The sequence below is a fragment of the Streptomyces sp. Y7 genome (assembly GCF_043195415.1).
Lineage (GTDB): Bacteria > Actinomycetota > Actinomycetes > Streptomycetales > Streptomycetaceae > Streptomyces.
In genome coordinates this window covers 1,047,561-1,061,541 of record NZ_JBIDDQ010000002.1, presented here as the reverse complement: position 1 = coordinate 1,061,541, position 13,981 = coordinate 1,047,561, and the positions used below count along the sequence as shown (strand labels likewise).

General features: G+C 70.3%; 14 protein-coding genes. 9 read left to right on the top strand and 5 right to left on the bottom strand.

Translation table 11 applies throughout. The features are described from left to right. Positions 1-84: 84 nt before the first annotated feature. From ACGFW6_RS10400 to ACGFW6_RS10385, 4 genes are read right to left on the bottom strand one after another with little or no spacing between them, the layout of a single operon-like run. Positions 85-1,116 carry a LacI family DNA-binding transcriptional regulator gene (locus tag ACGFW6_RS10400; RefSeq protein ID WP_393506726.1) on the bottom strand — a complete coding sequence of 344 codons (1,032 nt, stop codon included), beginning with the start codon at positions 1,114-1,116 and terminating at the stop codon, positions 85-87. Then, positions 1,113-2,021: a carbohydrate ABC transporter permease gene (locus ACGFW6_RS10395; RefSeq protein ID WP_393506724.1), complete on the bottom strand. Its 909-nt coding sequence runs from the start codon at positions 2,019-2,021 to the stop codon at positions 1,113-1,115. The genes ACGFW6_RS10400 and ACGFW6_RS10395 overlap by 4 nt, the downstream gene beginning before the upstream one ends. Beyond that, complete coding sequence (locus tag ACGFW6_RS10390) at positions 2,018-2,992, bottom strand: carbohydrate ABC transporter permease (protein WP_393506722.1); 975 nt, start codon at positions 2,990-2,992, stop codon at positions 2,018-2,020. Before ACGFW6_RS10390 ends, ACGFW6_RS10395 begins: the two co-directional genes overlap by 4 nt. After that, positions 2,989-4,320, bottom strand: a complete 1,332-nt coding sequence (locus tag ACGFW6_RS10385; protein WP_393506720.1) for an ABC transporter substrate-binding protein — start codon at positions 4,318-4,320, stop codon at positions 2,989-2,991. Before ACGFW6_RS10385 ends, ACGFW6_RS10390 begins: the two co-directional genes overlap by 4 nt. A gap of 183 nt (positions 4,321-4,503) precedes the next feature. Between ACGFW6_RS10385 and ACGFW6_RS10380 the strand changes: the two genes are divergently transcribed. The 3 genes from ACGFW6_RS10380 to ACGFW6_RS10370 all read left to right on the top strand — a co-directional run bounded on the left by ACGFW6_RS10380 (position 4,504) and on the right by ACGFW6_RS10370 (position 8,686). Further along, positions 4,504-6,525 (top strand): beta-galactosidase, encoded by a 2,022-nt coding sequence (locus ACGFW6_RS10380; protein WP_393506718.1) that lies wholly within the window; start codon positions 4,504-4,506, stop codon positions 6,523-6,525. Positions 6,526-6,647: 122 nt separating this feature from the next. Then, on the top strand, positions 6,648-8,216 hold the full coding sequence (locus ACGFW6_RS10375; protein ID WP_393506716.1) for an arabinogalactan endo-beta-1,4-galactanase: 1,569 nt from the start codon (positions 6,648-6,650) through the stop codon (positions 8,214-8,216). A gap of 182 nt (positions 8,217-8,398) precedes the next feature. Next, a complete protein-coding gene (locus tag ACGFW6_RS10370) occupies positions 8,399-8,686 on the top strand; it encodes an ArsR family transcriptional regulator (RefSeq protein ID WP_393506714.1) in 288 nt (95 codons plus the stop codon). 101 nt (positions 8,687-8,787) lie between these two features. On the opposite strand, the gene ACGFW6_RS10365 is transcribed toward ACGFW6_RS10370, so the two are convergent. Next, a complete protein-coding gene (locus ACGFW6_RS10365; protein ID WP_393506712.1) occupies positions 8,788-9,246 on the bottom strand; it encodes an SRPBCC family protein in 459 nt (152 codons plus the stop codon). Positions 9,247-9,518: 272 nt separating this feature from the next. On the opposite strand from ACGFW6_RS10365, the gene crcB (ACGFW6_RS10360) reads away from it, so the two are divergent. From crcB (ACGFW6_RS10360) to ACGFW6_RS10335, 6 genes are all read left to right on the top strand, one after another. Then, positions 9,519-9,980, top strand: coding sequence for a fluoride efflux transporter CrcB (gene crcB / locus ACGFW6_RS10360; RefSeq protein ID WP_393506710.1), 462 nt, complete (start codon positions 9,519-9,521; stop codon positions 9,978-9,980). Further along, positions 9,977-10,357, top strand: coding sequence for a DUF190 domain-containing protein (locus ACGFW6_RS10355; protein ID WP_393506708.1), 381 nt, complete (start codon positions 9,977-9,979; stop codon positions 10,355-10,357). Before crcB (ACGFW6_RS10360) ends, ACGFW6_RS10355 begins: the two co-directional genes overlap by 4 nt. Continuing rightward, positions 10,354-10,728 carry a fluoride efflux transporter CrcB gene (gene crcB / locus ACGFW6_RS10350; RefSeq protein ID WP_393506706.1) on the top strand — a complete coding sequence of 125 codons (375 nt, stop codon included), beginning with the start codon at positions 10,354-10,356 and terminating at the stop codon, positions 10,726-10,728. Before ACGFW6_RS10355 ends, crcB (ACGFW6_RS10350) begins: the two co-directional genes overlap by 4 nt. A 93-nt stretch (positions 10,729-10,821) precedes the next feature. Continuing rightward, positions 10,822-11,658, top strand: coding sequence for an undecaprenyl-diphosphate phosphatase (locus ACGFW6_RS10345; RefSeq protein ID WP_393506704.1), 837 nt, complete (start codon positions 10,822-10,824; stop codon positions 11,656-11,658). A 160-nt stretch (positions 11,659-11,818) separates the two neighbouring features. Then, entirely contained in the window at positions 11,819-12,496 is a 678-nt protein-coding gene (locus ACGFW6_RS10340) for a FadR/GntR family transcriptional regulator (RefSeq protein WP_393506996.1), read from the top strand. Beyond that, positions 12,493-13,932, top strand: a complete 1,440-nt coding sequence (locus tag ACGFW6_RS10335) for an amino acid permease (protein ID WP_393506702.1) — start codon at positions 12,493-12,495, stop codon at positions 13,930-13,932. The genes ACGFW6_RS10340 and ACGFW6_RS10335 overlap by 4 nt, the downstream gene beginning before the upstream one ends. Positions 13,933-13,981 lie beyond the last annotated feature (49 nt).

Here is a 13,981-nt window from a genome sequence, read left to right as displayed (position 1 = left end):
GACCGTTCGCCGAGCGCCGTGGGCGGTCCGAGCGCGCGCCGCCGGTCCGAGCACCGCGGCCCGCCCGGCGGCCCGCCCGGACCGTCACGTCGACTGGCGCTTCACCAGCTCGGTCGGCAGTATCACCGCCGCCGGGTCCTCACCGCCGATCTGCGCCAGCAGCAGCCGCACCATCTCGGCGCTGATCCGGTCGTAGGGCTGGAGGATCGTCGTCAGGGCGGGAGTGGCCTCCGTCGCCGCGGCGGAGTCGTCGAAGCCGCCCACCGCCACGTCCTCGGGGACCCGCCGGCCCGCCCGGCCCAGCGCGGCCAGAGCGCCCTGTGCCATCAGGTCGGACGCCACGAACAGGGCGTCCACGTCCGGTGCCTGCGCCAGCAGCCGTTCGGCGCCCGCCTCGCCGCTGGCCCGGCTGTAGTCGCCGGAGGTGATGAGCCGCTCGTCGATCTCGACGCCCGCCTCCGTCAGGACCTCCTTGTAGCCGGCGAGACGGTCGACACCGCCCGGGGTGTCCAGCGGACCGCTGACCACGCCGATCCGGCGGCGGCCCAGGGACAGCAGATGCCGCACCATGTCACGGGCACCGTCGCGGTCGTCCGCCGCCACATAGCTCACCTTGGAGCCGAGCCCCATCGGCTTGCCGCACTGGACGAGAGGCACACCCGCCTCGCGCAGCTCCTCGGCGACGCGGTCACCGGAGTGGCTGGAGACCAGCAGCACCCCGTCGACATGACCGGCGGTGATGTACCGCGTGATGCGCCGCCGTTCGTCCTTCGTGCCCGCCAGCATCAGCAGCAGCGGAATGTCGTGCGCGGCGAGGGCCTGGGTGCAGCCGCTCAGCAGGACGTTGAAGTTGGGGTCCTCGAAGAACCGCTCCTGCGGCTCGGTCAGCAGGAAGCCGACCGAGTCCGAGCGTCCCGTGATCAGCGAGCGGGCGTGCCGGTTGACGACGTAACCCGTCCTGCGGATCGCCGCGTTGACCGCCTCCTGGGCGGCGGGGCTGACGTAGTGCCCGCCGTTGAGCACCCGCGAGACCGTGCCCCGTGAGACTCCGGCCTCGCGCGCCACGTCGTGGATCGTCGGCGGTCTGCGTCGGCCCCCCGTGTTGCTCATGGTCATGACTTTACGGCCCCGGAGAGCAGATCCAGACTCCAGAACCGCTGGATGACCAGGAAGAGCGCCACCAGCGGCAGCACCGCGAGGAACGCCCCGGTGATCACCAGCGTGTACAGCGCGGGGGTGTTGGCGCCCTGTTCGAGCAACGTGTACAGACCCAGCGTGATCGGGAACCGCTCGTCGTCGCTGAGCATGATGTACGGCAGCAGGAAGTTGTTCCAGATCGCCACGAACTGGAACAGGAACACCGTCACCATCCCGGGCACCATCATGGGCAGCGCGACGCGGGTGAAGATCCGCCACTCGCTCGCCCCGTCCATCCGGCCCGCCTCCACCACGTCGGAGGGCACGGCGGCGGCCGCGTAGATCCGCGCGAGGTAGACGCCGTACGGCGAGAGGATCTGCGGCAGCAGCACCGACAGATACGAGTCCGTCAGGTCGGCCTGCGCCAGCAGCAGGTACTGCGGGACGGCGAGGATCACCGGTGGCATCAGCACACCGGCCAGCAGCACATTGAAGAGCGCCTCGCGGCCCCGGAAGCGGTAGATCGCGAGCGCGTAGCCGCTCACCGCCGAGACGACCGTCGACAGCAGGGCGCCGAGACCGGCGTACAGGGCGGAGTTGCCCATCCACCGCCAGTACACGCCGTCGCGATAGGCGCTCAGGTCCGCGAAGTTGTCCGTGAAGCCCGTGCCCGGCAGGAAGGTGAACGTGGAGAACAGCTCGCTGCCGGACTTGGTCGCCGCGATCACCACCCAGGCGACGGGCAGCAGGCAGTACAGCGCGCCGAGCAGCAGCGTGACCGTGGGGATCAGCGCGATCCGGCGGCGCAGCGGCGGCCGACTCCGGTCCGTGCCGGGCGCGGCGTCCGCGGCCGTGTCGGCCTGGCCGACGGCTAGGGAGCTCATCGGGCTGCCTCCTGCTTGTTGCGACGGTTCGCGGCCCGCAGGAAGCCGAACGACAGCAGCAGCGTGGCCAGGGCGATGATCGTGGCCTGCGCGGCCGCCGCGTAGATGTCGCCCTTGCCGAAGGCGTCCTGGTACACCTTCATCAGCGGACTCCAGGTCGTGGACACGGAGTTGGTGAGCGGCTTCAGGGTGGTCGGCTCGTTGAACACCTGGAGCGTGGCGATGATCGAGAAGAAGAAGGTCAGCACCAGCGACGGCGCCACCATCGGGATCTTGATGCGCAGCGCGATCTGGAGCGGCGTGGCGCCGTCCAGCCGCGCCGCCTCGTACACCTCGGTCGGGATCGCCTGCAGCGAGGTGTAGATGACGATCATGTTGAAGCCGGTGCCGCCCCACACCGCGATGTTCGACAGCGCGAGGTACAGCGGACCGCCGTCGAGCAGGTCCGGCTGCGGCAGGCCCAGTCTCTCCAGCACGAAGTAGAACGGGCTGACGTCCGGCAGGTACAGGAAGCCCCAGAGCAGCGCCGCCACGACGCCGGGGATGGCGTACGGCAGGAAGATCGCGAGCCGCGTGACGGGCGCGAGCCGCACCTTCTCGGAGTCCAGCATCAGCGCGAACAGCAGGGCGAGGCCCAGCATCACCGGCACCACGATGCAGCCGTAGCCGAGCACGCGCAGGGCGCCGGCGACCAGTTCGTCGTCGGTGAGGGCGTCGGTGTAGTTCTCCAGGCCGGCCCAGACCTCCTTGCGGGCTCCGGCCCCGAGCCCCAGCCCGGAGACCTGCACCTTGCGGAAGCTGAGCCAGACCGCGTAGCCGATGGGCAGCGCGAAGAACAGGAGGAACAGGACGGTCGCGGGCAGGAGGAAAAGATAGGGGGCGCTGCGCGCTCGTTTGAGGGTGGTGGTGGGAGACGGGAGGGCGTACGAGGCCCCCTTCACCCCGTACGCCCTCCGGTTCGTGCTGGTCACTCGGAGACCTCGAAGCCCTGCTTCTTCAGGTCGGCGACCGTGTCGTCCTGCATGGTCGTCAGGGCGGCGCCGAAGTCCGACTTGTCCTTGGCCGCCTTGCCGAAGGCGTCCTTGAAGGTCGTGTAGGCGACGTTCACGTTCGGGCCCCAGGCGGACGGGGCGGTGGTCTTCGCGATCTCGGCGGCCTCGGTGTAGAAGTCCGACTGGTTCGAGAAGTAGTCCGGCGGGGTGGCGAAGGCGCCGCTGGTCTGGGCGTTCGTGGCGGCCGGGTAGATGCCGCTCTCCTTGGCCAGTGCCTGCAGGGCGTCGCCGTCGGTGTTCAGCCAGGCGGCGAACTTCGCGGCGGCCGCCTTGTGGTCGGAGTCGGTGGTGACGGCGGTGGAGGAGCCGCCCCAGCTGCCGGTGACCTTGTCCGACTGCGACCACTGGGGGAGCGGGGCCATGGCCCACTTGCCCTTGGTGTCGGGCGCGGCCGTGGTCAGGGTGCCGGGCGCCCACACGGCGGAGACCCAGGCGATCTGCTTGCCGGTGTTGAGGGCCTTGTTCCAGGCCGGCGTGTACATCGGCTGGTTGTCGATGGCGCCCTCCTTGACGAGGCCGCCCCAGAACTCGGCGACCTTCCGGGTGGCGGCGTCGTCGATGCCGACGTTCCACTTGTCACCGGAGGTCGTCCACCACTGGGCGCCGGCCTGCTGGGCGAGGCCCGCGAAGAGGCCGGAGTCGTTGGCGGAGAAGGTGGTCAGGTCCGTGTCCGGGGCCTTCTTCTTCAGCGCGCGGGCCGTCTCGGCGAACTGCTCCCACGTGGCCGGGACCGTCAGGCCGTACTTCTTGAAGAGGTCCTCGCGGTAGTAGAACATCATCGGCCCGATGTCCTGCGGGACCGCGTAGACCGCGTCCGTGCCCAGGGTCGTCTGCTGCCAGACACCGTCGGCGAACTTGCCCTTGGCGTCGCCGACATCGCCCGCTATGTCCGCGACGGCGTCGTTGCTGACGAGCGTGGGCAGCGCCTGGTACTCGGCCTGGACCAGGTCGGGGGCCTTGCCGGCCTTGTGCGCGGTGAGGATCTTGGTGACCAGCGTGTCGCCGGACGCCTGCTTCTTGACCGTGACCGTGATCCGGTCCTTCTTCCCCGGACCCTCGTTCCACAGGTCGACGACCTTGTCCATGCCGGGCGTCCAGGTCCAGTACGTCAGCGAGACGGGCCCGGACTCGGCCCCGCTGTCGTCCTTTGACGAGCCGCACGCGGTGAGGGCGGTGGCGCCGAGGGCGACGGCGACGCAGGTGGCAGCACTTCTGAGAACGAGCCGTCGGCGCTTCGTGATGGGCATGGATCTCTCCCCTGACCTGGGGCCTCCGCCTGCTGCGGAGACCTGCCATGCTTCTGTGAGCGTTCACAGTAGAGAAACATCCCGGACACTTGTCAATGGTTGTTGCTTTGCGGTTATGTTGGGCTCGCACCGCCGATCGCGTCTGTGCACGTTCCCAAATGATCGATTAATCGGGAGAGATCCATGCCGGAGAACAACCCCAGGGGCCTCACCGGGCTCGCCTTCGGTGGGGACTACAACCCCGAGCAGTGGCCGGAAGACGTCTGGCAGGAGGACGTCCGGCTGATGCGGGAGGCCGGCGTCACGATGGTGAGCGTCGGGATCTTCTCCTGGGCCCTGCTGGAACCCGCACCGGGGGAGTACGACTTCGGCTGGCTGGACCGCGTACTGGACCTGCTGCACGAGAACGGCATCCGCGTCGACCTGGGCACCCCCACCGTCTGCCCGCCGGTCTGGTTCTACCGGGCCCACCCCGAGGCCCTGCCCGTCACACCGGACGGCGTACGCCTGGAGTTCGGTTCGCGCGCCGCCGTCTGCCACAGCAACGCCGACTACCGCACCGCCGCCGCGGCCATCACCACCGCGCTCGCCGAACGCTACGGCGACCACCCGGCGACGGCGATGTGGCACGTGCACAACGAGTACGGCGTCCCCGTCTCGGCCTGCTACTGCGACTCCTGCGCCGCGCACTTCCGCCGCTGGCTGGCGGCGGAGTACGGAACGGTCGAGGCGGTCAACGCGGCCTGGGGCACCGCCTTCTGGGGCCAGCGCTACGGCGACTTCGAGCAGATCAACCCGCCGCGCACGACGCCGACGGCCGTCAACCCGGCCCAGGCGCTGGACTACAAGCGGTTCGCCGACGCCACCATGCGCGAGAACTTCCGCATGGAGCGGGACATCCTGCACCGCCTCGCGCCGGGCGTCCCGGTCACCACCAACTTCATGACGGCGCTCAGCCAGTGCGACTCCGTCGACTACTGGGCGTGGGGCCGCGAGGTCGACATCGTCACCAACGACCACTACCTGATCACCGACGGCCGCCGCACCCACGTCAACCTCGCCATGGCCGCCGACCTGACCCGCTCGGTGGCCCAGGGAGCGCCCTGGCTCCTGCTGGAGCACTCCACCTCCGGCGTCAACTGGCAGCCGCGCAACCCCGCCAAGGCCCCCGGCCAGATGGCCCGCAACTCCCTCGCCCATGTGGCGCGCGGCTCCGAGGGCGCGATGTTCTTCCAGTGGCGGCAGTCCCGGCGCGGCGCCGAGAAGTTCCACTCGGCGATGCTGCCGCACGGCGGCACCGACACCCGCGTATGGCGCGAGGTCGTCGAACTCGGCGCCGCCGTCGACTCGTTGAGCACCGTGCGCGGCACCCGCACACAGGCCGACGTGGCGATGCTGTGGGACTGGCACTCCTGGTGGGCGCAGAACCTCGACTGGCGTCCCAGCGAGGACCACGACCCGCGCGAGCGCGCCGACGCCTTCTACGAGACGCTCTACGACCGCCACCTCACCCTCGACTTCGCCCACCCGGAAGCCGACTTGTCGAGGTATCCCCTTGTCGTCGTGCCCGCGCTCTACCTGATGACCAAGGCGGCCGGACACAACCTCAGGGAGTACGTCGAGCGGGGCGGCACCCTCGTCGTGTCGTACTTCTCCGGCATCGTCGACGAGCACGACGCCGTGCACGAGGGCGCCTGCCCCGGACCGCTGCGGGACGTCCTCGGCCTGACCGTCGAGGAGTTCTCGCCCCTGCTCCGCGACCAGTCGGTCCGCGTCACCGGCCCGGACGGCTCCGAGCTCAGCGGCGACGTGTGGACCGAGTTCGTCGTGCCGCGCGGCGCCGAGACCGTGTGGACCTACGCCGACGGCCTGACCGCCGGCCACCCCGCCGTCACCAGGCACCGCCTCGGCGAGGGCACCGCCTGGTACGTCTCCACCCGCCTGGGCGCCGAGGGCCTCGACGCGCTGCTCGGCCGGGCGATCGAGGACGCGCAGGTCGCGCCGCGTGCCGATGTGCCCAGGGACGTCGAAGTGGTGCTTCGCGCGGGCGAGTCGGGCAGCTACCTGTTCGCCGTCAACCACACCGCGTCGGACGCCAAGGTGCCGCTGGAGGCGCCCGGCACCGAGCTGCTGACCGGTGAACGCGCCGCGGGCCGCCTGGAGGTGCCCGCGGGAGCCGTCCGGGTCGTACGACTCGACGGCTGAGCCGACTCCCCTCCGCCCGCGCGTGCCGCGAGCCGCGGGCGGAGGGGCTCCTCGCCGCCGCACCGCACCGGTGCGGCGACGGGGAACCCCCAACCCCTACGTCGAAGGGACGACGGACGAAGATGTTCCATCCCAGACGCATCCTCCGAGCCCTGCTGATACCGCCGGCCGCCGGACTCGCCCTGACCGCCCTGCCCGCTCAGACCGCCTCGGCGGCGAGCACGCTCACCAACGGCGGATTCGAGTCGGACGGCACCGGCACCGCGACCCCGGCGGGCTGGTCCACCTACTCGGCGGCCGGACAGAACTCCGCCTCCTTCACGGAGTCCGGGGGCCACGGCGGCAGTTACCGCCTGACGCACTGGTCCTCGTCGGCGTACAAGGTGGAGACCTACCAGTACCTGTCCGGGCTGACCAACGGGAACTACAGGCTCACCGCCTGGGTCCGCTCCGGCGGTGGCCAGAACTCCGCGTACCTGGCGCTGAAGAACTGCGGCGGCGCCGAGCAGCGCACCGACCTGCCGGTCTCCGCGAGCGGCTGGATCAGGATCGTCGTGCCGGTCAGCGTGACCGCCAACCAGTGCACGATCAGCGTCAACAGCGACGCGAACGCGGGCAACTGGCTGAACGTCGACGACCTGACCTTCGCCTCCGGCACGGGCGGCACGTCGATCCACGGAGCGGACATCTCCTCCCTGGCCAAGAGCGAGGCCAAGGGCGGCACCTACAAGACCGGTTCCGGCAGCACGGGCGACCCGGTCGCCATCCTGAAGAACGCCGGCATGAACTACGCGCGCCTGAAGGTCTGGGTCGACCCGGCCGACGGCTACAACAACAAGGCACGCGTCCTCGCCACCGCAAAGCGCGTCAAGGCCGCCGGCATGAAGCTGCTGGTCGACTTCCACTACTCGGACACCTGGGCCGACCCGGGCGCCCAGAGCAAGCCGGCCGCCTGGTCCGGGCACTCCTACAGCCAGTTGAAGACCGACGTGTACCACCACACGTACGACGTGCTCAACGCGCTGAAGGCGCAGGGCACCACCGCCGACATGGTCCAGGTGGGCAACGAGATCAACGGCGGCATGCTGTGGTCCGAGGGCTCCACCGACAACTTCCCGCAGCTCGCCGGCCTGCTCAACTCCGGCTACGACGCGGTCAAGGCGGTCAGCTCGTCCACCACGGTCGCGCTGCACCTCGCCAAGGGCGGCGACCTGTCCGGCACCCGCTGGTGGTTCGACAACGCCGTCGCGAACGGCGTGAAGTTCGACGCCATCGGCCTGTCGTACTACGGCTACTGGCACGGCACGCTGTACGACTTCCAGACCACCCTCGACGACGCGGCCGCCCGCTACGGCAAGCCGGTGTTCGTCGCGGAGACGGCCTACCCGTTCCGCCTGGACAGCGAGGACGCGCACGAGAACATCATCGACACCGGCGCCGAACTGGTCGCCGGCTACCCCGCCACCGTGGCGGGGCAGACCAGGTGGATGAACGACGTGGCGAGCATCGTGGAGGCGGTTCCGGGCGGCCGCGGTCTCGGCGTCTTCTACTGGGAGGCGACCTGGACCGCCGTCACCGGCAACGGCTGGGACCCGGCCGACGCCACCTCCGGCAACGGCTGGGAGAACCAGGCCCTGTTCGGCTACGACGACCGGGCTCTGTCCTCGACGACGTGGTTCAGCCACCGTTGAGGGAGTGACGAAAGGGCCCGGTCGCACCCGCGCGGCCGGGCCCCCGCACGTCCGCCGTGAACCGCCCCATGTCGTACGGCCGTTCGGTACCGGACAAGGCTCGCGGAGTCCCGGACACGGCGACGGCCGCTGCGGGACAGTGGGAGCACGTGCCACGACGCGGCCCGACGGAGGGAGACGAGATGCTGAGGACTCCCGCCGGCCGGCGGCGCCTGGAGATCCTGGAGTGGCTCAAGGACCCGGCCGCACACTTCCCGGACGGGTGCCTCGGGGACCCGGCCGAGGACGGCGTCACCGCCGACGCGGTCGCCGCGAAGCTCGGAGTACCGCCCGAGGTCGCCGAGACCCACCTCGGCCTCCTCGTCGACATCGGCCTGCTGCGCAGAAAGCGGATCCGGCAGCGCGTGCACTACCGGCGGGACGAGATACGCATCGCGGAGGTGGCCCGCATGTTCGACAAGGGGTGGTAGCGGGCGCGCCCGCGCGCCCTTGAGGGGCGCGCGCCATATCGATGTGCGACTGCGTCGCGTGGCCGCGACCGGCCACGGCACACCCGCACCCGAACGGCGGCCTACCGCGGTCCTCCCAGCGGTTCGCCATGCTCACGCACCGCGATCCGCGCCAGCTTCGTCAGCATCATGCCGTTGCGGATCGCTACGACGTAGTCCACGGGCAGGCCGTGCATCCGGGTCCCGGGCCCCCGCAGCGGGTGCCAGTCGATGACGAAGAGGGTGTGCTCGCCCCACGGGATCAGCCTCATGGCGACGCGGGCCGCGCCGAACGGCTCCGCCCTCGCCTCCAGTTCCAGACGCCGCCCCGGTTCGCTGATGCGGACCACGACGGTGTCGTCGAGGGTCACCCGGCCCATACCGACCCGGACACGCAGCCGGGAGCCCACGTCCGGCCAGTGGGGGTCCACGGCGAGGACCTGCTGCGTTCCGGTGACCCACTCCCCGTAGCGGCGGCCGTCGGACAACAGGCTCCAGACCTCCGACGGCGAGCTCAGGATCAGACGGCGATTGCGCGCCACGCCGACCACGCTCCTTCTCCTCGGCCGCTCAGCGGGCTCTTCGACAGTAGCCGCGCCGCATCCGACGAGCATGCCGAGCGCCGGCCGCCCGTCCCCGAATCGCCCCCTCCCCGGGCCCGGAGTTACCCTGTTGACCGGCCGCGACCCCGGTCGCGGCGCGGCGGTGGGGCCCGCCGTACCCGAACCGCGGCAGTGCTGCCGCCAACGGTCCCTACTTGCAACCGCGAGGCCCGCATGCCCGGGCCGCCCAGGCGAGTAGGAGACGTACGCCCATGACAACCCCGGACACCGACAGCCTGCGCGCTCCCGCAGGACCCGCGCGGCAGCCGGCCTGGCGGACGCAGGCACCGGTCGTGGTGGTGGTCGCGGTCGGCGGAGCCGTCGGCGCGACGGCCCGGTATGCGCTCGCCCTGTGGCTGCCGGGCCGGCCGGGCGGCTTCCCCTGGGCGACGTTCTGGACGAATGTCGTCGGCTGCGCCGTGATGGGCGTGTTCATGGTCGTCATCACCGAGGTGTGGGCCGCCCACCGACTCGTCCGCCCCTTCTTCGGCACCGGCGTCCTCGGCGGCTTCACCACCTTCTCGACGTACGCCGTCGACATCCAGCGCCTGGTGGACGACGGCCGCCCGCGCACCGCGCTGGCCTACCTCGCCGCCACCCTGATCGCGGCGCTCTCGGCCGTCGGGCTCGCCTCGGCGGCCGCGCGGTGGGCCCTGAAGCGGAGGCAGTCATGACCAGGCTGACCGGCAGGGCCCTGCGCCTGACCGTCTTCGTCGGCGAGCACGACACCTGGCACCACAAGCCGCTCTACTCCGAGATCGTGCACCGCGCCCACGCGGCCGGCCTGGCGGGTGCCAGCGTCTTCCGCGGCGTCGAGGGCTTCGGCGCGTCCTCCCTGATCCACACCTCACGGCTGCTGTCCCTGAGCGAGGACCTTCCGGTCGCCGTCGTGATCGTGGACACCGAGGAGCGGGTGCGCGCCTTCCTGCCGCAGCTCGACGAACTCGTCCGCGAAGGGCTCGTCACCCTCGACGGCTGTGAGGTCATCAGGTACACCGGCCGCGACGACACGCCGGGCGCACCGGACAGGGAAGGTAAGAAGCAGTCGTGAACTGGGTTCTGGTCGTCGCGGGCGCGGTCGTCGGGGCACCCCTGCGCTATCTCACCGACCGCGCGGTGCAGTCCCGGCACGACTCCGTGTTCCCCTGGGGCACCTTTCTCGTCAACGCCTTCGGCTGTCTGATCCTCGGCCTCCTCACCGGCGCGGCGGCCTCGGGGGCCGCGCATTCCCACCTCCAGCTCCTGCTCGGCACCGGACTGTGCGGCGCCCTGACCACCTACTCGACCTTCTCCTACGAGACCCTGCGGCTGACCGAGGCGGGCGCCGGGCTGTACGCCGTCGGCAATGTCGTGGGGAGCGTGCTCGTGGGCCTCGGCGCGGCCTTCCTCGGCGTGTCGGTGGCCGAGGCGGTGTGGTCGTAGGCCGTCGGCGCGGTGTCGATGGTGCCGGATCCACACCCGCACCTGGTAGGACAGTGCGCACCAACCGTCCCGCCGACCCCGGAACTGGATCATATGAGCGCCATCAGCGTCGGTCAGGCCGTCGTCCTCGGAGCCGTCGAGGGGGTGACCGAGTTCCTGCCCGTGTCCTCGACGGGCCATCTGAAGATCGTCGAGGGGCTGATGGGGATTCCCGTCGACGACGACGCCGTCGTGGGCTTCTCGGCCGTCATCCAGGTCGGCGCGATCGCCGCCGTGCTCGTGTACTTCTTCAAGGACATCGTGCGGATCGTCACGGCGTGGGTGCGCGGACTGCGGGACAAGGAGGAGCGGTACCACCACGACTACCAGTTCGCCTGGTGGGTGGTCTGCGCGACGATCCCCATCGTCGTCGTGGGACTGGCCGCGAAGCCCCTCATCAAGGGGCCGCTCGCCTCGCTGTGGGTGGTCGCGGCCTCGCTGATCGTGGGCAGCGGTGTGATGTGGGCGGCCGACCGGATGGGCCGGCACAAGCGTGGGGAGGACGACACCTCCTTCAAGGACGCCATGCTCGTCGGCGGCTCCCAGATCCTCGCCCTGCTCTTCCCGGGCTTCTCGCGCTCCGGCGCCACCATGTCCACGGCACTGATGCTCGACCTCGACCGGGTCGCCGCCACCCGTCTGTCCTTCTTCCTCGGCATCCCGGCCCTGACCGGCGCGGGCATCTACGAGCTCCAGGACGCCCTCGGCGCGGGTACGGGGGCGCTGCCCCTGGCGGTGGGCACCCTGGTCTCCTTCGTCGTCGCCTACGCCTCCATCGCGTGGCTGCTGAAGTTCGTCGCCAAGCACTCCTTCAACGCCTTCGTGATCTACCGGATCGCGGTCGGGCTGCTGCTGTTCGGGCTGCTCGGCACGGGTGTCGTCCACAGCTGACCGGCCCGGTCGTGGCGCCGGAAGCACACCTCCGGCGTCACCCCTGGTGAATCTCTCCTTAAAGGTCCCTTGACACGAGCCTCCGCTCACCCGGAACATCTCTCTCGTGAACCTGTCAGACAGCCGGACAGCCAGTCAGCCTCCTCGCCGTGTGAGCGCCATGGAGGCGGTGCTGGCGCACCTGCGCGACGCCATCGAGCGCGGCGACTACGCCGTCGGCGACAAGCTGCCCTCCGAGGCGGAGCTGTGCCGCACCCTGGAGATCAGCAGGCCCGTCCTGCGCGAGGCCCTGCGGGCCCTGCAGACCATGGGCCTGACCGTCTCCAAGACCGGCAAGGGCACCTTCGTCGTCGCCAGCACCGTCGAGGACCCCACCTTCGGCGACTACTCGGCGAGCGACCTGCTGGAGGTGCGCCGCCACGTCGAGATCCCGGTGGCCGGGTACGCGGCGGTGCGCCGCACCCCGGAGAACCTCGACCACCTGGCTCATCTGCTGGACCGCATGGAGCGGGAGACGGACACCACCGCGTGGGTCGCGATGGACACCCTCTTCCACCTGGCCGTGGCCGAGGCCGCCCAGAACCCGGTCTTCCGCCGGGTCATCGAGGAGATCCGGGACGCACTGGCGCGTCAGTCGGCCTTCCTCAACGAGCTGGGCGGTCGCCGCGAGCAGTCCAACCGGGAGCACCGGGCGATCGTCGAGGCGCTGATCGACGGTTCCGAACTCGACGCGACCGACGCCATGGCCCACCACCTGGACCGCGTCGAGACCACCCTCACCGACATCGTGCGCCCCGCGCGCACGGACAGCACCACGGAAGGCGGACCCGAGGCGTGAGCGAACAGCACCTCGAAGAAGAGACGCGCCCCTCGTCCGGTCACATAGACGTCGGAGACCACGGCTACAGCAAGTCGCTGAAGGCCCGGCACGTCAACATGATCGCGATCGGCGGTGCCATCGGCACCGGCCTGTTCCTCGGGGCCGGCGGCCGGCTCGCCGACGCCGGCCCCTCCCTGTTCATCGCCTACGCGGTCTGCGGCCTGTTCGCCTTCCTCGTCGTCCGCGCCCTCGGCGAACTCGTCCTGTACCGGCCCTCCTCGGGCGCCTTCGTGTCGTACGCCCGGGAGTTCATGGGTGAGAAGGGCGCCTATGTCGCCGGCTGGATGTACTTCCTGAACTGGGCCACCACCGGCATCGCCGACATCACCGCGGTGGCCGTGTACACCCACTACTGGGGCATGTTCTCCGACATCCCGCAGTGGGTGATCGCCCTGGTCGCGCTCGCGGTCGTCCTCACCGTCAACCTCATCTCGGTGAAGATGTTCGGCGAACTGGAGTTCTGGTTCGCCATCATCAAGGTGGGCGCGCTCGTGGCGTTCATGCTGATCGGCATCTTCCTGCTGGCCACCCGGCACCCCATCGACGGCCATGACCCCGGCCCGGCCCTGATCACCGGCAACGGCGGCGTCTTCCCCCACGGCCTGCTGCCCATGCTGCTGATCATCCAGGGCGTCGTCTTCGCCTACGCCTCCGTCGAACTGGTCGGCGTCGCCGCAGGCGAGACCGAGAACCCCGAGAAGATCATGCCCAAGGCGATCAACTCGATCATGTGGCGCGTCGGCCTCTTCTACGTCGGCTCGGTCCTGCTGCTGTCGATGCTGCTGCCCTGGAACAAGTACACGTCCGGCGAGAGCCCCTTCGTGACCGTGCTGTCCAACATCGGCATCCCGGCGGCGGGCGGCGTGATGAACCTCGTCGTCCTCACCGCGGCCATGTCCTCGCTCAACTCCGGCCTGTACTCCACCGGCCGCATCCTGCGCTCCATGGCGATGTCCGGCTCCGCCCCCAAGTTCACCGCGGTGATGAGCCGTAGCCAGGTCCCGTACGGCGGCATCCTCCTGACCAGCGGTATCTGTGTCCTGGGCGTCGGACTCAACTTCGTCGTCCCCGCCGAGGCGTTCGAGATCGTGCTCAACTTCGCGGCGATCGGCATCCTCGCGACCTGGGGCATGATCATGATCTGTCACCTGCTCTTCTGGCAGAAGACGCAGCAGGGCGAGGTGACCCGTCCCGGCTACCGACTGCCGGGATCCCCCTGGACCGAACTGGTGACGCTGGCGTTCCTCGCCTCCGTCCTGGTCCTCATGTACGCCGACGGAGGCGCCGGCCGCACCACCGTGCTGTGCCTGCCGCTGATCGTCGCAGCGCTGGTCGCGGGCTGGTACGCCATCCGCAGCCGGGCCGGGCGCACTCCCACCGAGGCCGACGCGTGACCACCGTGTCGGTCGACGACTCCTCATCGACCCACGACAGCAGGCAGTG

Coding starts and splice junctions, on each gene's coding strand:
- ACGFW6_RS10400 (WP_393506726.1), bottom strand. CDS start 1,116: ATGACCATGAGCAACACGGGGGGCCGACGCAGACCGCCGACGATCCAC.
- ACGFW6_RS10395 (WP_393506724.1), bottom strand. CDS start 2,021: ATGAGCTCCCTAGCCGTCGGCCAGGCCGACACGGCCGCGGACGCCGCG.
- ACGFW6_RS10385 (WP_393506720.1), bottom strand. CDS start 4,320: ATGCCCATCACGAAGCGCCGACGGCTCGTTCTCAGAAGTGCTGCCACC.
- ACGFW6_RS10380 (WP_393506718.1), top strand. CDS start 4,504: ATGCCGGAGAACAACCCCAGGGGCCTCACCGGGCTCGCCTTCGGTGGG.
- ACGFW6_RS10375 (WP_393506716.1), top strand. CDS start 6,648: ATGTTCCATCCCAGACGCATCCTCCGAGCCCTGCTGATACCGCCGGCC.
- ACGFW6_RS10370 (WP_393506714.1), top strand. CDS start 8,399: ATGCTGAGGACTCCCGCCGGCCGGCGGCGCCTGGAGATCCTGGAGTGG.
- crcB (WP_393506710.1), top strand. CDS start 9,519: ATGACAACCCCGGACACCGACAGCCTGCGCGCTCCCGCAGGACCCGCG.
- ACGFW6_RS10355 (WP_393506708.1), top strand. CDS start 9,977: ATGACCAGGCTGACCGGCAGGGCCCTGCGCCTGACCGTCTTCGTCGGC.
- ACGFW6_RS10345 (WP_393506704.1), top strand. CDS start 10,822: ATGAGCGCCATCAGCGTCGGTCAGGCCGTCGTCCTCGGAGCCGTCGAG.
- ACGFW6_RS10340 (WP_393506996.1), top strand. CDS start 11,819: ATGGAGGCGGTGCTGGCGCACCTGCGCGACGCCATCGAGCGCGGCGAC.